The following is a 15741-nucleotide window of genomic DNA, read 5'->3' as shown; positions in this document are numbered from 1 at the left end:
CCTCCGTCCCGGGTGCCGGACGCTCGTTGAGATCATGCCGATGGCGTGACCTTCGACAGCGCGTTGATGATGCGGTCCGACGCGTCGCCTCGCCGGTCGGTGAGATTGGCGAGGAGTTTGAGCGCGAAGCGCATCAGACGGGGGTGTGGCAGCCCGTGACGCGTGGCGAAGTTCATCACCCCGCGGTGGCCGATGAGTTCCACGAAGCCACGGCCCAGCGTGAAGTAACCACCATAGGCGTCCTTCAGCGTCTGCGGGTAGGCCCGCAGGACGCGCTCCCGCTGGGCGGGGGTCGTCCTGCCCAGCGCCTGGACAACGGTCTCCGCCGCGACCCGGCCGGTCTCCATGGCGTAGGCGATGCCCTCGCCGTTGAACGGGTTGATCATTCCACCCGCGTCGCCGACCAGGACCAGTCCCCGGGTGTAGTGCGGCTGGCGGTTGAAGGCCATCGGCAGCGCCGCGCCCCTGATGGGGGCGGTCATGTTCTCCTCGACGTACCCCCACTCGGGGGGCATGCCCTTCACCCAGCGCCTGAGCAGGTCGCGGTAGTCCATGCCCTTGAACGCCTCGCTGGTGTTCAGCAGACCGAGGCCCACGTTGGAGGTGCCGTCGCCGACCCCGAAGATCCAGCCGTAGCCGGGCAGCAGCGTGTCGCCGTCCCACAGCTCCAGCCAGGTCTCCAGATAGTCGTCGTCGTGGCGCGGACTGGTGAAATAGGTCCGTACCGCGACGCCCATCGGCCGGTCCTCGCGCTTGTGCAGCCCCATCGCCAGGGAGATCCGGGTGGAGTTGCCGTCGGCGGCCACCACCAGACGGGAACGGTAGGAGACCTCCTCGCCGTCCCGCCTGGCGACCACGCCCACGATGTGGCCGCTGCGGTCGTCGAGGATCGGGGCGGTGACGTTGACGCCCTGCATCAGGCGGACGCCGCCGCGCACCGCGTTGTCCGCGAGGATCTCGTCGAAGTCCTGGCGGGTGCGGACCAGCCCGAAGTCGGGATAGCTGGACAGCTCGGGCCAGTCGAGCTCGAAGCGGAGGCCTCCGCCGACCACCCGCAGGCCCTTGTTCCTGACCCAGCCGGGGGCGTCGATGTCAATTCCCATCGCGATGAGCTGCTTGACCGCGCGGGGGGTCAGCCCGTCGCCGCAGACCTTCTCCCGGGGAAACGTGGTCTTCTCCAGCAACAGGACGTTCAGCCCGGCCTGTGCGAGATGGAAAGCGGTTGTCGAACCGGCGGGCCCGGCGCCGACGACGATGACGTCGGCGTCAGCCTCAGCGACGTTCCGCTGTATGGCGGCTGGCACGGTCACGGACCTGTCCTGTCCTACACGCTCTGACGGCCTCGGAGTGAGGGGCCTTTCGTTCCTTTGTGAAGGTCTTCACAAACTTGTCGGGCCGAAGTCTAACCCCTTTGCGGAGTGAAGTGTCAGGGGGGTGCCGCTATCGCCTGTCAATCTTCCATGCGGGGTTCTATACGGGCTTATAGGCGCGGTGAAGCGCCACAATGCCCAGGGCGAGGTTGCGCCAGGCGACCCGCTCCCAGCCCGCGCCCTGGATGATCTTCGCCAGTGCCGCCTGGTCCGGCCAGGCCCTGATCGACTCCGCCAGATACTCGTAGGAGTCGTCGTTGGAGCCGACGAGCCTGGCGGCCCGCGGCATCAGCCTCATGAGGTACTGCGAGTAGACCAGGTCGAACGGTTTCACCGTCGGGTGGGAGAACTCCAGGATCACCAGACGCGCGCCCGGCCTGGCGACACGGAGCATCTCGCGCAGCGCCTGCCCGGTGTCCTGGACGTTGCGCAGCGCGGTGGAGATCGTCACCGCGTCGAAGACCCCGTCGGCGAAGGGCAGCCTCAGCGCGTCACCGGCGATGAAGGTGACGCCTCGCACCCCGCCGCCGGACAGGCCGGAGCCGCCACGCCTCCGCACGCCGGTGCGGAGCATGCCGAGCGAGAAGTCGGAGGCGATCGCCCTGGCGCCCAGCGCGGTGAAGGCGTCGGTGGAGGTGCCGGTGCCGGCGCCGAGGTCGAGAACCAGCTCGCCGGGACCCGCGTCGACGGCCGCCGCGGCCGCCTTGCGCCACAACCGGACCTGCCCGAGGGAGATAACGTCGTTGACCAGGTCGTATCGCCGGGCCGTGCGATCGAACATCGCGGCGACCTCATGCGGCTGCTTGTCCAGCGAAGCACGCGTCATAAGCACAAGCCTAGGCCCGGACGGACAGTCCACGGAAAGTAGCGATCCGACTACCCGGAGTCTGGTAGAAATTGCCGAATGTTTGCCAGAACCGCTTCCGTGCTGGTCGCGACCCTGATCCTGATTCCCCCCGGGGTCGCCGCCGCCGGCACGACGGAGCACGACGAGGTCGTCTCGGCCGACCCCGTGGACACCACCCCCCACGTGCTCGACGGGATCGTCGACGCCATCGCGCTCGTGGGTGGCACGGTGGTGGTCGGCGGCTCGTTCGGCCGGGTGCGCGACGCCGGGAGCACGACCGTCCTGGAACGTGACAACATCTTCGCCTACGACCTGTCCACCGGGCGGATCCTGCCCGGTTTCGCGCCGCTCCTCGACCGCCCGGTCCGCGCGCTGGCGGCGGGCACCGGCGGCACCGTCTACGTCGGCGGCGAGTTCGCCCACCCGGACCCGGGTTCCGGCGGCCTGATCCGGCTCCGGCTCTCCGACGGCCTGCCGGCGTCCGGCTTCGACGCCTCGATCCGCGGGGGCACGGTCACCAGCCTGGCCCGGCGCGGCTCCCAGCTGTACGTGGGCGGCGACTTCACCCGGATCGGCGACGTCCGGCGTACGGCGCTGGCCCGGCTGGAGGCCACCACCGGCGCGGTGGACCCGGGGTTCGCGGTCGAGCCGGCCGGCCCCAGGGGCGGCCGGGTGCGGGTGCACGCGATGTCCCTGAGCGGGGACCGGCTGGCGGTCGCCGGCGACTTCACCGTCCTCGGCGGGCTGTCGCGCCCCCAGCTCGGCCTGGTCGACGTCGGCGCGTCCCCCGCCAGGGTCGCCGACTGGCGGACCGGCACCTACGCCGCCAGGTGCCTGGACGTCTTCCCCGCCTATCTGCGGGGCCTGGACTTCGCCCCGGACGGCACCTACTTCGCGGTCGTCACGACCGGGGGCGCCCTGGGGGCGGGGAAGCCGTGCGACACCACGGCGCGCTTCGAGACCCACACCCGGGGCGAGGTGAGGCCGACGTGGGTGAACCACACCGGCGGCGACTCGCTCTACGCGGTGGCGGCGACCGGGGCCGCCGTATACGTGGGCGGCCACCAGCGCTGGCTGGACAATCCACGGGGCCGTGATTCGGCGGGCCCGGGGGCGGTGGCACGGCCGGGTATTGGAGCGATCCATCCACGTACGGGGAAGGCCCTGAAGTGGAATCCGACAAGGGAGCGAGGAATCGGGGTCAAGGCATTCCTGGCCCATCACGGAGGGCTACTGGTTGGTAGTGACACAACGCGGCTGGGTCACGAGTACCATGCCCGAGTCGGCATGTTCCCGTTGCCATGATCACTCCCGATTCCTTGTGAATCGCTCACTCAACGCGTCACGCTGCTTCGACAGCAGGACGTAACTGGCCACCCCACTGACCAGGAGTGCGGCGATCAGCAGGAGGAGGGGCTGACGCAGGCCGAGGAGATAGAGCACACCGATGCTCACTGCCAGCAGGCCCAGCCGGGAGACGGTGTAAACGAAGACGGGATGCACAGCATCGAGGCTACGTCACCCTTCCCGGTGAAGCGCGATCAGGGCAACAGAGTGGACGCTCTACGCACCGGGTACGAGCGCTGCTAGTGTGCCCAAGAGATCAGTTTTGTAAAGAAACACCCACGAGAGTCTCAAAGAGGCTCTATCATATAACAATCGGGCAGTCAGTCGATAACAACCCGTGATCTTTGTTGAAAAGCACGGATAAATCAGACTTCGCTCGGCACACTGGTTACCTGTCCGCCCGCTGGCAGGAAGCGGGATGCGAGGGGGAGAGATTGTGGAGAGTAGCAGCGAGCGTCTGCTGACGCCCGGAGAGGTTGCCGCCCTCTTCCGGGTCGACCCAAAGACGGTTACACGCTGGGCCGCGGCAGGCCGCATCAGCAGCATCCGTACCCCCGGAGGGCACCGGCGTTTCCGCGAGTCGGAAGTGCACGCCCTTCTGCGTGGAGAGGACGTACTGACGGCCGAACGGCCGACAGGCGAGTCCCCGCGCGTCTGACGATCTTAATGACGTCACACATCGGTGGTCCTGCGAGCCTCACCCGGAAAGCCGCAGGGTCACCGATGAGTCGTACAGCCGGCGGTCGCCGGCACCGCGAGAAGGTGGCCACCCCGTCACCGAACCTCTCATCACCCCACCGGACCGCCGCCCCGCGGGAGGACCACCCGCCACGCTAGCTGTCCTGCTCGGCCTTGAAGGCCAGGAACCTCCGTTCCAGATCATCGTTCTCCGTGAGCCAGCGCCGCCGGCGCTCCGCCCACTCCTCCTCGGTGAGCGCCTCCGACAGCCAGCGGTCGTAGTCCGGATCACCCGGTGACAGCTCCACGTACGCGTTGCCGATCAGACGTCCGTCCTCACTGGACAGGCTCTGTGGCACCCGCAGGGTCCCATCAGCGAGCCGGATGACGTACATCCCAGATCACCTAGATTCCGTAACGCCGGTTGAAGAACAACATGACATTGAGCGCCATGCGCGTGTCACCACCGAGCATGTCCACCAGGGCGGGGCGCTGCCGCGAGACGATGGCGGCGAAGGCGTCGGCGAAGAACTCCTTACGGCCCAGATCCGCCGCCTGCAGATGGAAGCCCGAGGCCAGCATGGGGACGCACCGGACGTAGAGCGCGGCGAACTCCGGGCAGTCCGAGACCCACGCCCCGTAGGGCGCGTCCACGTCGTCCAGGGCATGCCCGACCTCGTGCATCATCACGTCGGGGGTGGGCGACGGCCGGTCTCCCACCACGATCTTGCGATCGCCGTACGCTCCGGCGCAGATGTCCCAGGTCGCCCGGCCCGAGGGCAGCGGCGCACCCCGGAGGTAACCCATGTCGTCCAGATCGGGCACCCCGCCGACGCCGACGTAGATGCCGTCGAGCCCCTCGGCGAGCTTGTTCTTCAGCCTGTCCGGCAACCCGGCCAGGCTCTCCACCGCGCGCACGGTCTCCGGGGACGGCGGCCCCTGCCGGGAGTCCCACTGGCGGTGCAGTATCCGCTCCAGGCTGCCGCAGTGAAGCAGGCCGTCGCCCAGGCCGGGGGTGTCCGGAGAGTTGGGCTGCGCCCTGGGATGCTCGTCCTCCAGCTCGAAGTCCCGCCAGGTGTACTGCGGGCGGTCCACCACCGGCGCCGTCACGGCCCCCGCCCTCCGTTCAAAGGCGAACGGAACCTCACGAGGTGTCCTCGCGACGGCACTCTCCGTGTGCTGGGAGGGGCCTCTCTGCCACCAGCGCCGTCGATGACGGCCTTTGTCTCCCGAATTCGCCATCACACACCCCAGAGGAAGTGGCAACAGGTTCCACCGTACGACGGGGACCCTCGCCAGTCATCCGGAACGGGGGTACGACCGCGCCCTGTCGCCGGATGGCCTACAGTTCGGGCATGCCCCTGCTTGTCGGTCTGGCACTCCTCGCCTTCTGGCTCTACTGCTTGTTCGACGCCATCACCACGCCGGACGAGGAGGCCAGAAACCTGCCCAAGCTCCTCTGGGTCGTCATCGTGCTCCTGATGCCGCTCGCCGGGGGCGTGTTCTGGTTGCTGCTGGGCCGGCCGAACGGATCCCCCGCACCGCGCGGGCCTCTCCCCCAGGAGAGGTCGCCGAGGCCCGAGGCCCCGAAGGGGCCCGACGACGACCCCGACTTCCTGCGGGACCTCGACCGGCGGCTGCGCGACGAGGAGTGAGGCCGGCCCCGCCGGACGGGGTGCCGGCGCACCGTCGCCGTCACCCCGGGTACCCCGGCCGTGGTCAGCCGGGAACCTCGGCGTAGGAGTGCAGGCCACCGAGGAAGATGTTCACCCCGACCAGGTTGAACATCAGGCAGGCGAAGGCGATGAGCTGCACGATCATGGCGGCCCTGCCCTTGAACCCCGCGGTGGCGCGGGCGTGCAGGTAGGCGGCGTAGGCGATCCAGGTGATGAACGCCCAGATCTCCTTGGGGTCCCAGCCCCAGTAGCGGCCCCACGCCTTGTCGGCCCAGAGCGAGCCCGCGATGACGGCGAAGGTCCAGATCGGGAAGCCGATCACGATGGCCCGGTGCGCGACCCGCTCCAGGTCCTGCAGGGACGGCAGGCGGACCGCGGTGTCCCTCCTGACCAGGAAGAGGAGGCCGGAGACCCCGGCCATGATGAACAGGCCACTGGCGATGATCGCCGCCGTGACGTGGATCGCGACCCAGTAGGAGTTGAGCGCGGGCACCACGGGACCGGCCTGCACGTACAGGTACCGCACCGCGAAGCCGAGCCCGAGGGCGGAGGCGACCGTGACGAACGCGCCCAGGAAACGGCTCCCGTACCGGATCTGCATGTACAGGAACGCGCTCACCGCCGCGAAGCACATCGCGACCACGAACTCGTACATGTTGCCCCACGGCCACCGGCCGACGGCCCACCCCCTGGTGAGGATGGACGTCAGGTGCGCGGCCCAGCCGAACCAGGTCAGCCCGATCGCGACCGGGGCCGCCCAGACCGTCCAGGCGGGAGGCGCCTTCTCGGCGCCCTTTCCCGCGCTCTCTCCCGCGCCCTTTCCGGCGTCCTCCCCCGCGGGCGGGGTCGCGGCCGGGGACGACGGGACACCGGCCGTGCCGCCGCCGACCGTGGCGAGCACCGCCTCGGCCTTCCTCCCGGCGGCCTTGACCCGGCCGAAGCCGAGGTCGAGGGCGTAACCGATCATCGCGATGATGTAGAGCAGCACTGTCGCCAAGGTGAGCTGGTCGCTCAGCGTGGCGAGGCCGACATCGACCTCAACGGGCATCCTTCACTCCTGATTTCAAAGCGGAGACGATCTCGGCGAACTCGTCGCTGAAATCGCCGCCTTCGGTGCGGGTGAGACCGCCCACCTCGACATGTCCACGGCCCCGCTCACGACCGGCCGCCGACGAGCCCCGCGGGGCAGGTCCCCGCCCCGCCGGCCCGTCCGCGTTCCCGGCCCGTACCCACACCCTGCGGCGGCGGACGGTCAGGGAGAGCACCAGGCCGACGACGGCCAGGGCCGACGACACGAACGCGGGCACCCGGCCGGGATCGTGGGTGATCTGGAGGGCGATCCACTCCTTGACGCCGGTGAACTCGATCGAGCCCGCACCGCCCGGCAGATCGAGCCTCTTGCCCACGGCCAGCGGGTCGGCCTTCATGACCAGCGGCCTCATCTTCTTCAGGCTCGCCGGGTCCAGCTCGTAGACCGACTGCGGCCGGCCGTTCCTCAGTCCCAGGTCACCGGCGAACGCGCCGTACACCTGGGCGGTGGGGTTGGCCGCGCCGGGGAAGATCGACACCCACTCGCCGTTCATCGGCACGGTGGTCGGCAGGAAGCCCACCAGGAGGCCCAGCTGCTCGGGCTGGGCGTCCGGAACCTTGATCACGCACTCGGAGGTGAACGTGGCCGGCTGGACGACCAGGCACGGCACCGGACCGTCGAAGGCGACCTGCCCCTTGCCATCAGTGATCTTGAAAGTGGGCGCGTAGCCGTGGTCGATCAGGTACGTCTGCGTGCCGTTGACGTTCAGCGGGTCGTTGACCTTGAGGACGTAGTCACGCTCGGCGGCGCCGGGGGCCTCGGCGACCTTGAGCCTCGCCTCGAAGTCCAGGGGCTGCCCGCGCCGCTCGCCCTTGGCGATGTAGGAGGCCTGGAAGTCCTCGACGGTGAGGGAGAACGGCTCCAGCGACTCGGCGCTCACCTGCTGACCGGGCATGTAGCGGTCGTAGGCGGCGACCGTGTTGGCGAACCCCTCCCCCTCCACGACCAGCACGTTGCCCCGGTAGCCGTACAGCGCGCCGGCTCCGACCGCGACCAGCAGCCCGAGCAGCGCGATGTGGAACAGCAGGTTGCCGGTCTCCCGGAGGTACCCCTTCTCGGCCGAGACCCAGCCGGGCCCGGTGGTCACCCGGAACCGCGTGCGGCGCAGCCGGGCGGTCGCCTCCTCGACGGTCAGGTCACCCTCGAACGAGGCGTACCGGGGCAGCCTGGCCAGGTTGCGCGGCGGCGCCGGCGGCCTTTTGCGCAGCTCACGCAGGTGGGCCGCGGTGCGCGGGAGCACACAGCCGATCAGCGAGAGGAAGAGCAGCAGGTAGATCGCGGCGAACCACGGCGCCTTGAACACGTCGAACAGCCAGAACCGGTCCAGCCACTCGGCCAGTCGCGGGCTGTCGCCGAAGTACTGCGAGACCTTGGCGTCCGAGACGCCGCGCTGCGGCCAGATCGACCCCGGGATCGAGGCCAGCGCGAACAGGAACAGCAGGATCAGCGCCGTCCGCATCGAGGTGAGCGTGCGCCAGAACCAGCGCACCCAGCCCACGACGCCGAGCCCCACCGGCCGCGCGGCGGGCCTGTCCTGGCTCAGGACCGGCTCCGGGGGCGTGTCCGCCCGGCCGCCGGCCGGCTCGGCGCCGGCCTCGGCCGCCGCGTGCTCCCGCGCGGCCTGCTCGACTTCCTCCATCAGATCACCGGCTCGAATCCGCCGATCCACACCTGCATCGCCACGACGATCTCCCCCCAGAGCCCGGTGACGAGCAGCAGGCCGACCGCGACCAGCATGGCCCCGCCCACCCGTGTGATCAGCTGCGAATGGCGGCGTACCGCCTTGAACGTGTGCAGTGCCCTACGATAGGCCAGCCCCGCCGCCACGAACGGCAGGCCCAGGCCCAGCGCGTAGGCGAAGGCGAGCAGCGCGCCCCGCCCCGCGCTGCCCTCGGTGAGACCGAGGGTGAGCACGACCCCGAGGGTGGGACCGATGCAGGGGGTCCAGCCGAGACCGAACACCACGCCGAGCAGCGGCGCCCCGGCGAGACCGGCCGCCGGAAGGCGGTGGATACGGAAATCACGCTGGAGTCCCGGCAGTGCCCCCATGAAGGCCAGCCCCAGCGCGACGGTGAGCACGCCCAGCACCCGGGTGATGACGCCGGCGTTGCCGAGCATCGCCGCGCCGAGCCCGCCGAAGAGGGCGCCGCCCAGCACGAACACCGTCGCGAAACCGAGGACGAACAGCACGATGCCCGCGACCATCCGCCCGCGTTTCGGGTCGGCGCTCATCCCCGTCACGTACGACAGGTAGCCGGGCACCAGCGGCAGCACACACGGCGACAGGAACGACACCAGGCCGGCCGCCACCGCGATCGGCAGCGCCAGCACGAGTGAGCCGTTCGCCACCGTGCCGGTCAGGTCAGGGCTCATCACTGATCCGCTCACGGGCCGACCGCGCCGGGTCACCTCTCATTGCCGACCTTGGTGACCGCGCCGAGCAGGTCGTTGTACGTGACCGCGCCGAGCGCCCTGGCCGCGATCCGGCCCTGACGGTCGATGATCAGCGTCGAGGGGATGGCGGCCGGGGGGACCGTGCCCTGGAAGGAGAGCGCGACCTTGCCCGGCTGGTCGAAGATGCTCGGGTAACCGGGCTGATGGCTGCGTTCGAAGGCGAGCGCGTCGGCCTGGCGGTCCTTGAAGTCGACCCCGAGGAACTCCACCCCGGCGGCCTTGGTCTTGGCGGCGATGTCCTTGAGCACGGGCGCCTCCGCCCGGCAGGGCGCGCACCAGGAGGCCCAGAAGTTCAGCACCACGACCTTGCCCCGGTGCGCGGCGAGCGTCGCGTCGCCCCCGTCGAGGGTCTTCCCCTCGACCGGCGGGGCGGTCTTGCGGTTCCCGGCCTCGAACATGGTGATCTTGCCGTCACCGGCCACGAAGCGGGTGTCCCCGGCCTGGGGCTGCGATCCCTGGTTGCCGGCGCATCCGGCCACGGCGACGAGCAGCGCGACGGCGGCGAAGGGTTTTGCGCGCATCAGAGGCAGGGTCTTCCTGTACTACAACCGGTAGAGCAATCACTCTACCGCGCGGTCAGGCGCCCGGCACAGTGGGGCGCCTGACGAGCGCGGCGGCGGGCTCGCTGTATCCCACGCTGACCAGCCGGTCTCCCTCGAAGGAGAAACTGGTGAGACTGGCCAGACCGCACTGCCTGCGGCGCGGGTCGTGCGGAAGCCGCCTGCCCTCGGCCGCGAGCCGGATGATCCAGATCGGCAGCTGGTGGCTGACCAGCACCGCCTCATGACCGCGCGCCTCCTCGCGGGCGAGGTCGATCACGCTCTTCATCCGCCGCACCACGTCGATGTAACGCTCGCCCCAGGAGGGGCGGAGCGGGTTCCACAGGTGGCGGTAGTGGCGCGGGCTGCGGAAGACCCCGTCGCCCCGGCCGACCACGACGCCCTCGAAGATGTTCTCGGCCTCGATCAGGCGGTCGTCGAGCGCGACCTTCAGACCGAAGGTCGCGGCGAGCGGGGCCGCCGTCTCCTGGGCACGTTCCAGAGGTGAGGACAACAGAGCGGTGACATCGCGTCCGGCGATGGACTTGGCGACCGTCTCGGCCATCTGCCTGCCGGTCTCGGAAAGGCGGAAGCCGGGCAGCCTGCCGTACAGGACGTTGGCGGGGTTGTACACCTCGCCGTGGCGCAGGAGGTGGACGACGGTGGTCTCAAGCATGGTTCCGACAGCCTACCGACAGGTAAGGGTGAATAGGGCGCGTGGGCGGACCACCGTGGTCACGGTCCAGGAAACCCGGGTGACCACGGGTACCCGGCAGGCCCGTGCGGTCACCGGCCACCGGCCCGGGGCTCAGCGCTCCGCGGAGACGGCTCTGAGCGCCTCGACCGCCGCCCGGATCGCCGGGCGGCGGGCCGCGTCGCTGCGCCACACCGCGTAGATCTGGCGGATCAGCCTCGGCCGGATCGGGATGATCCGCACCCCGTCGGGCACGAAGTGGCGGCCCAGCCGGGGAACGATGGCGCATCCCTGCCCGGCCGCGACCAGGGCGAGGTGGGTGGGGTACTCGTCGGCCATGCAGGTGATGTCCGGCTCCAGCTGGGCCGAACGCAGCGTGTGGACCAGCCAGTCGTGGCAGACCATACCGGGCGACGAGCTGATCCACTTCTCCCCCGACAGCTCGGCCAGTTCGATCTCGGACCGCTCGGCCAGCGGGTGGGAGGCGGGCAGGACCACGTCGGCGATGTCGTCGAAGAGGATCGCCCGCGACAGTCCGTCCGGGATGGCCATCGGCCGGTTCATCCAGTCCTGGATCACCGCGAGGTCGAGCTCGCCTCTGCTCACCTCGCGGAGCTGGCGCTCCGGTTCCCGCTCCATGAGCTGGAGTCTGAGGTCGGGGTGGCGTTCCCGCAGGTGGACCAGGGCCTCGGGCAGCAGCCCCCGGGCCGCCGTGGGGAACGCCCCGATGCTGAGGCGGCCCACGACCTCCCCGCGGAGCGCCTCGAAGTCGGCTTCGGCGGTCTCCACCAGCGCGAGGATGCGCCCGGCGTGGTCGGCGAGCACCCCGGCGGCGTCGGTCAGGCGCACCCCGCGCCCGTTGCGCTCAAGCAGCGTCGCGCCGGTCTCCCGTTCAAGTTTGGCGAGCTGCTGCGACACCGCGGACGGGGTCACCATGAGCGCGTCGGCCGCCGCGCCGACCGATCCGTAGACGGACACGGCGTGCAGGGCCTTGAGGCGGTTCAGGTCCAACATGTAAGCAACCCTAAAGGCTCGGAGGGGGGAAGTCTCGTTTGACCTGAATTGTCAGCGTAAATAATGACAAAGAGCCATAAACCTCACCGCAGCCCCCGGCCCCCGCACCCGGCGAAACACCCCCTTCCGGCCCGTACGGCCCCCGCCCGCCGCCCAGCCGGAGACAATGGAGAGACGACGACGGAGATGATGCGAATGGGCACACAGCGTGACGGGGATGACGTTACGGTGACCGACGTGAGTAACGCGCTCAAATACTGGCCGTCACCACCTCCGTGGGGGTGGAAGGCCGACGACCTCGACCACCTTCCCTCTGAGGGGCCGCACGGTGAGCCCGACTTCTTCAAGCACGTCGAACTGATCGATGGAGCTCTCGTCTTCATGTCCCCCCAGAAGCGCTTCCATCAGCGCATAATCCGCGCCCTTACCGAGGCGCTGGACAACCAGGCCCCAGAGCATCTGTCGGCGGTGGATCAGATGGACGTCAAGCTCGGCCATCGGATGCGCCCCTGCCCCGACGTGCTGATCGTCGACACGGAGGCCGCCGATGACGACGACCGGACGTGCTACACCCCCGACGAGGTGCGCCTTGTCGTCGAGGTGGTCTCGGCCGAGTCCGAGGACCGCGACCGCAAGACCAAGCCGTCGCGCTACGCGGAGGCCGGGATAGCCCATTTCTGGCGAGTGGAGAACAGCGACGGCAGACCCGTCTTCCACATCTACGACCTCGACCCCGCCACCCGCGGCTACAGCCTCACCGGCATCCACCACGGGCGACTGACCGTCTCGGTCCCCTTCCCCATCGACATCGACCTGGACAAACTGCCCAGATAGGGCGGTGACGGCACACCCTCACCGGGCTCCGCGTCCTCACCCCTTCTACGCCTGGGCCGCGGCCTTGGCGGCGAGGGGGAGCGCCTCGGCGACGCGGGACAGGGCCTCGTCGTCGTGGGCCGCGGACAGGAACCAGGCCTCGTAGGCCGACGGCGGGAGATAGACACCCTGGTCGAGCATGGCGTGGAAGAAGGCCCGGTAGGCGGCGGTGTTCTGCCGCTGGGCCCCGGCGAAGTCGGTGACCCGGTCCTCGGTGAAGAAGATGGAGAACAGGCTGCCCGCGCGCTGCAGGCGGTGCGGCACCCCGGCCGCGGCCAGGGCGTCGGCGGCGGCACGGCCGATGATCAGAGCGGCCGCGTCCACCCGGTCGTAGACCTCGTCGTCACAGGCGCGCAGCGTGGCCAGACCGGCGGCGCAGGCCAGCGGGTTTCCCGACAGGGTGCCCGCCTGGTAGACCGGCCCCTCGGGGGCGAGATGGGCCATCACGTCGGCACGTCCGCCGAACGCGGCGGCGGGCAGGCCACCCCCCATGACCTTGCCGAAGGTCATCAGGTCGGCGTCCACCGGGTCGAGCCCGTACCATCCGGCCTCGGAGACCCGGAAACCGGTGAGCACCTCGTCGAGGATCAGCAGGGCGCCGTGCGTGGTGCAGAGCTCGCGCAGCGTGGCGTTGAACCCGTCCAGCGGCGGGACGACGCCCATGTTGGCCGGGCACGCCTCGCTGATCACGCAGGCGATCTCGTCGCCGAAGGTCTGGAACGCCTCGGTCACGGCCTCGACCGAGTTGTAGGGCAGCACCACGGTGTCGGCCGCGGAGGCGCCGGTCACCCCGGGGGTGTCGGGCAGGCCGAAGGTGACTAGGCCGGATCCGGCGGAGGCGAGCAGGGCGTCCACGTGACCGTGGTAGCAGCCGGCGAACTTGACGATCTTGGACCGCCCGGTGAAACCCCGGGCCAGCCGTACGGCGGACATGGTGGCCTCGGTACCCGAGCTGACCAGGCGGACCTTCTCCACCGGGTCCACCAGCGCGACGATCTCCTCGGCCAGCTCGACCTCACCGGGCGTCGCGGTGCCGAACGAGGTGCCGTTCCGCAGCGCCTCCTCCAGCGCCTCGACCACGGCCGGGTGCCGGTGCCCCAGGATCATCGGACCCCACGAGCAGACCAGGTCGACGTAGCGGTTGCCGTCCACGTCGGTGATGTGGGGCCCCTGGCCGGAGGCCATGAAGCGGGGCGTGCCACCGACGGCGCCGAAGGCGCGGACCGGGGAGTTCACCCCTCCCGGGACGATCTCACGCGCGCGGGCGAACAGTTCCTCGGAGTTCTCAGTACGGCTCACGCCCCCAGCGTAGTCACGGCGACCGCCGGTCACTCGCAGGTGTCGGCGAGACGGTCGAGGACGCGGAGGGGGTCGGGCAGGGGGCGGCCGTCCGGGGGGCGGAGCCATGAGCCGGGCTGCCCGGTGGGCAGCAGGGACGGCGGGGCGAGGATGTAGCTGTCGCGGCAGTGCCAGCGCAGGCCGGGCATCTCCTCGATGGTCGAGGGGCCGTAGTCGAGGGGGCAGGACCACCACTCGTCCTCGTCGTCGGAGGCGTTGCGGGTGGCCACGTAGAACAGGACCCGGTCACCGTTGGCGGCGACCGGGCCCGAGGCGGACGCGGTGGAGTCCAGGGCTGCGAGCCCGGCGGCGCGCGGTACGTCGAAGACGTCGAAGACCCGGCCGGTGGGGAGGATCACGTTCGCCTCGGGATCACACTGCCACCAGTGACCGAGCAGGGCGGGCTCGGTGGTGGCCTGCATCTGCCAGGCCCGCGAGAGCGGGTGCGCGCCCGGGTCGGGACAGCCGAGGCGGTCGCACGAGCAGGCGCGCGAGCCGGTATGAAGCGGCCTGGCCCCCGGACAGCTCGCCCAGCCCAGGGCGGCGTACTCCAGCACGGAGCTGATCATCTGTTTAGGATGAGCACGTCGTCTGCCACGACGAGTCAGCGGTACCCCCACCATTGTGTCCTCCGTCGTCCGCGCGTCCCGCGTGCCTCCGGATGCGACGACTTGTCCACCCTTGGTTGGTCAGCAAGGAAAGTCAGACGGCCAGGGTCACACCACCTGGGTCACATCCGCACCGGTCCTCGCACTCTAACGCACAGACCACTCGGTGAAGCGGCAAACCCCCAGTTCTCAGCGTGTGCCTCTCATCTCACCCGAGCCTTCTGGCCACCTCGGTCGCCCAGTAGGTGAGGATCATGTCCGCTCCGGCCCGGCGGATCGCGATCAGCGACTCCATGATCACGCGGTCCCGGTCGATCCAGCCGTTGGCCGCGGCGGCCTCGACCATGGCGTACTCGCCGCTGACCTGGTAGGCGGCCACCGGCACGTCCACCACGTCACGGACCTGCCGCAGGATGTCCAGGTAGGCCAGTGCGGGCTTGACGATCACCGCGTCGGCCCCCTCGTCGAGGTCCAGCCGCACCTCGCGCAGCGCCTCGCGGATCGACCCCGCGGCGTCCTGCTGGTAGGCGTTGCGGTCGCCGAACCGCGGCGCGCACTCGGCGGCGTCCCTGAACGGCCCGTAGAACGCCGAGGCGTACTTGACCGCGTAGGCCAGGATCGGGATCTGCTCGAAGCCGTCGGCGTCCAGCGCCGCCCGGATCGCGGCGACCTGGCCGTCCATCATGCCGCTCGGCGCGATGACCTGGGATCCGGCGCGGGCCTGGGCCACCGCGATCTCGGCGTAACGCGTCAGGGTGGTGTCGTTGTCCACCTCCCCGCCGGGGGTCAGGACGCCGCAGTGCCCGTGGTCGGTGAACTCGTCCAGGCAGGTGTCGGTCATCACCACCAGCGCGTCTCCCACCTCGGCGACGAGGTCGGCGACGGCCCGCTGGACGATCCCGTCCGGATCGTCGGCCGCCGACCCACGGGCGTCCTTCACCTCGGGGACGCCGAACAGGATCAGGCCGCCGACCCCGGCCTCGGCCGCCTCACGGGCGGCCTTGCGCAGCGAGTCACGGGTGTGCTGGAACACCCCGGGCATCGAGCCGATCGGACTCGGCTCGTCGATGCCCTCCTTGACGAACATCGGCAGCACCAGCTCCGCCGGGTGCAGCCTGGTGCCCGCGATCATCCTGCGCATCGACGCCGTACGGCGGAGCCTGCGTGGACGCGCGGCAGGGAACTGTGCGGTCATGGTTGGTCTCCCCCTGTC

The 15741-nt window shown here is 70.1% G+C and carries 18 protein-coding genes; 4 read left to right on the top strand and 14 right to left on the bottom strand.

Features of this window, described 5'->3' with window-relative positions:
- Positions 1–32: 32 nt before the first annotated feature.
- Both ABZ194_RS13980 and ABZ194_RS13975 read right to left on the bottom strand, forming a co-directional pair.
- The gene (locus ABZ194_RS13980) at positions 33–1310 is read right to left on the bottom strand and encodes a geranylgeranyl reductase family protein (protein ID WP_355595918.1); all 1278 of its coding nucleotides are present in this window, start codon (positions 1308–1310) and stop codon (positions 33–35) included.
- Positions 1311–1470: 160 nt separating this feature from the next.
- Complete coding sequence (locus ABZ194_RS13975) at positions 1471–2196, bottom strand: demethylmenaquinone methyltransferase (protein ID WP_355595916.1); 726 nt, start codon at positions 2194–2196, stop codon at positions 1471–1473.
- A 78-nt stretch (positions 2197–2274) separates the two neighbouring features.
- Here ABZ194_RS13975 and ABZ194_RS13970 point away from each other — a divergent pair, with 78 nt between their 5' ends.
- Positions 2275–3522 (top strand): delta-60 repeat domain-containing protein, encoded by a 1248-nt coding sequence (locus ABZ194_RS13970; RefSeq protein WP_355595914.1) that lies wholly within the window; start codon positions 2275–2277, stop codon positions 3520–3522.
- Here the strand turns inward: ABZ194_RS13970 and ABZ194_RS13965 are convergent, their stop codons facing one another.
- Positions 3523–3720: a DUF4229 domain-containing protein gene (locus tag ABZ194_RS13965; RefSeq protein ID WP_355595912.1), complete on the bottom strand. Its 198-nt coding sequence runs from the start codon at positions 3718–3720 to the stop codon at positions 3523–3525.
- Between the two features lie 262 nt (positions 3721–3982).
- Between ABZ194_RS13965 and ABZ194_RS13960 the strand changes: the two genes are divergently transcribed.
- Positions 3983–4222 carry a BldC family transcriptional regulator gene (locus ABZ194_RS13960; protein WP_344747320.1) on the top strand — a complete coding sequence of 80 codons (240 nt, stop codon included), beginning with the start codon at positions 3983–3985 and terminating at the stop codon, positions 4220–4222.
- A 175-nt stretch (positions 4223–4397) separates the two neighbouring features.
- Here the strand turns inward: ABZ194_RS13960 and ABZ194_RS13955 are convergent, their stop codons facing one another.
- The gene (locus ABZ194_RS13955; protein WP_355595909.1) at positions 4398–4637 is read right to left on the bottom strand and encodes a hypothetical protein; all 240 of its coding nucleotides are present in this window, start codon (positions 4635–4637) and stop codon (positions 4398–4400) included.
- A gap of 10 nt (positions 4638–4647) precedes the next feature.
- A complete protein-coding gene (locus ABZ194_RS13950) occupies positions 4648–5352 on the bottom strand; it encodes a hypothetical protein (RefSeq protein WP_355595907.1) in 705 nt (234 codons plus the stop codon).
- A 245-nt stretch (positions 5353–5597) separates the two neighbouring features.
- Here ABZ194_RS13950 and ABZ194_RS13945 point away from each other — a divergent pair, with 245 nt between their 5' ends.
- Complete coding sequence (locus tag ABZ194_RS13945; RefSeq protein WP_355595905.1) at positions 5598–5897, top strand: PLD nuclease N-terminal domain-containing protein; 300 nt, start codon at positions 5598–5600, stop codon at positions 5895–5897.
- A 64-nt stretch (positions 5898–5961) separates the two neighbouring features.
- Here ABZ194_RS13945 and ccsA read toward each other — a convergent pair whose 3' ends face one another.
- From ccsA to ABZ194_RS13915, 6 genes are all read right to left on the bottom strand, one after another.
- The gene (gene ccsA, locus ABZ194_RS13940) at positions 5962–6966 is read right to left on the bottom strand and encodes a cytochrome c biogenesis protein CcsA (RefSeq protein ID WP_355595903.1); all 1005 of its coding nucleotides are present in this window, start codon (positions 6964–6966) and stop codon (positions 5962–5964) included.
- Positions 6956–8647 (bottom strand): cytochrome c biogenesis protein ResB, encoded by a 1692-nt coding sequence (locus ABZ194_RS13935; protein ID WP_355595901.1) that lies wholly within the window; start codon positions 8645–8647, stop codon positions 6956–6958. Before ABZ194_RS13935 ends, ccsA begins: the two co-directional genes overlap by 11 nt.
- The gene (locus ABZ194_RS13930; RefSeq protein WP_355595899.1) at positions 8647–9381 is read right to left on the bottom strand and encodes a cytochrome c biogenesis protein CcdA; all 735 of its coding nucleotides are present in this window, start codon (positions 9379–9381) and stop codon (positions 8647–8649) included. The genes ABZ194_RS13935 and ABZ194_RS13930 overlap by 1 nt, the downstream gene beginning before the upstream one ends.
- Positions 9382–9413: 32 nt before the next feature.
- Positions 9414–9983: a TlpA disulfide reductase family protein gene (locus ABZ194_RS13925; protein ID WP_355595897.1), complete on the bottom strand. Its 570-nt coding sequence runs from the start codon at positions 9981–9983 to the stop codon at positions 9414–9416.
- Positions 9984–10038: 55 nt separating this feature from the next.
- A complete protein-coding gene (locus ABZ194_RS13920) occupies positions 10039–10677 on the bottom strand; it encodes a histidine phosphatase family protein (protein ID WP_355595895.1) in 639 nt (212 codons plus the stop codon).
- Positions 10678–10809: 132 nt separating this feature from the next.
- Positions 10810–11709: a LysR family transcriptional regulator gene (locus tag ABZ194_RS13915; RefSeq protein WP_355595893.1), complete on the bottom strand. Its 900-nt coding sequence runs from the start codon at positions 11707–11709 to the stop codon at positions 10810–10812.
- Between the two features lie 237 nt (positions 11710–11946).
- Between ABZ194_RS13915 and ABZ194_RS13910 the strand changes: the two genes are divergently transcribed.
- Positions 11947–12543, top strand: a complete 597-nt coding sequence (locus tag ABZ194_RS13910) for a Uma2 family endonuclease (protein ID WP_355595891.1) — start codon at positions 11947–11949, stop codon at positions 12541–12543.
- A gap of 45 nt (positions 12544–12588) precedes the next feature.
- Here ABZ194_RS13910 and hemL read toward each other — a convergent pair whose 3' ends face one another.
- The 3 genes from hemL to hemB all read right to left on the bottom strand — a co-directional run bounded on the left by hemL (position 12589) and on the right by hemB (position 15723).
- On the bottom strand, positions 12589–13881 hold the full coding sequence (gene hemL, locus ABZ194_RS13905) for a glutamate-1-semialdehyde 2,1-aminomutase (RefSeq protein ID WP_355595889.1): 1293 nt from the start codon (positions 13879–13881) through the stop codon (positions 12589–12591).
- A 29-nt stretch (positions 13882–13910) separates the two neighbouring features.
- Positions 13911–14543, bottom strand: coding sequence for a bifunctional DNA primase/polymerase (locus tag ABZ194_RS13900; RefSeq protein ID WP_355595887.1), 633 nt, complete (start codon positions 14541–14543; stop codon positions 13911–13913).
- A gap of 193 nt (positions 14544–14736) precedes the next feature.
- Positions 14737–15723: a porphobilinogen synthase gene (gene hemB / locus ABZ194_RS13895; RefSeq protein ID WP_355595885.1), complete on the bottom strand. Its 987-nt coding sequence runs from the start codon at positions 15721–15723 to the stop codon at positions 14737–14739.
- Between the last annotated feature and the right edge of the window lie 18 nt (positions 15724–15741).

The sequence above is a fragment of the Streptosporangium sp. NPDC006007 genome (assembly GCF_040614315.1).
In the GTDB taxonomy this organism is placed as follows: Bacteria; Actinomycetota; Actinomycetes; order Streptosporangiales; family Streptosporangiaceae; genus Streptosporangium.
Note: the sequence above shows the minus strand (reverse complement) of the source record. Positions and strands in the feature narration are given on the sequence as shown.

Excerpts from the sequence above, each read along its gene's own strand:
- ABZ194_RS13900 (WP_355595887.1), bottom strand. The coding sequence starts at position 14,543 with ATGGTGGGGGTACCGCTGACTCGTCGTGGCAGACGACGTGCTCATCCT.
- ABZ194_RS13955 (WP_355595909.1), bottom strand. The coding sequence starts at position 4,637 with ATGTACGTCATCCGGCTCGCTGATGGGACCCTGCGGGTGCCACAGAGC.
- ccsA (WP_355595903.1), bottom strand. The coding sequence starts at position 6,966 with ATGCCCGTTGAGGTCGATGTCGGCCTCGCCACGCTGAGCGACCAGCTC.
- hemB (WP_355595885.1), bottom strand. The coding sequence starts at position 15,723 with ATGACCGCACAGTTCCCTGCCGCGCGTCCACGCAGGCTCCGCCGTACG.
- ABZ194_RS13975 (WP_355595916.1), bottom strand. The coding sequence starts at position 2,196 with ATGACGCGTGCTTCGCTGGACAAGCAGCCGCATGAGGTCGCCGCGATG.
- ABZ194_RS13935 (WP_355595901.1), bottom strand. The coding sequence starts at position 8,647 with ATGGAGGAAGTCGAGCAGGCCGCGCGGGAGCACGCGGCGGCCGAGGCC.
- ABZ194_RS13930 (WP_355595899.1), bottom strand. The coding sequence starts at position 9,381 with ATGAGCCCTGACCTGACCGGCACGGTGGCGAACGGCTCACTCGTGCTG.
- ABZ194_RS13920 (WP_355595895.1), bottom strand. The coding sequence starts at position 10,677 with ATGCTTGAGACCACCGTCGTCCACCTCCTGCGCCACGGCGAGGTGTAC.
- ABZ194_RS13970 (WP_355595914.1), top strand. The coding sequence starts at position 2,275 with ATGTTTGCCAGAACCGCTTCCGTGCTGGTCGCGACCCTGATCCTGATT.
- ABZ194_RS13960 (WP_344747320.1), top strand. The coding sequence starts at position 3,983 with ATGCGAGGGGGAGAGATTGTGGAGAGTAGCAGCGAGCGTCTGCTGACG.
- ABZ194_RS13925 (WP_355595897.1), bottom strand. The coding sequence starts at position 9,983 with ATGCGCGCAAAACCCTTCGCCGCCGTCGCGCTGCTCGTCGCCGTGGCC.
- ABZ194_RS13915 (WP_355595893.1), bottom strand. The coding sequence starts at position 11,709 with ATGTTGGACCTGAACCGCCTCAAGGCCCTGCACGCCGTGTCCGTCTAC.
- ABZ194_RS13945 (WP_355595905.1), top strand. The coding sequence starts at position 5,598 with ATGCCCCTGCTTGTCGGTCTGGCACTCCTCGCCTTCTGGCTCTACTGC.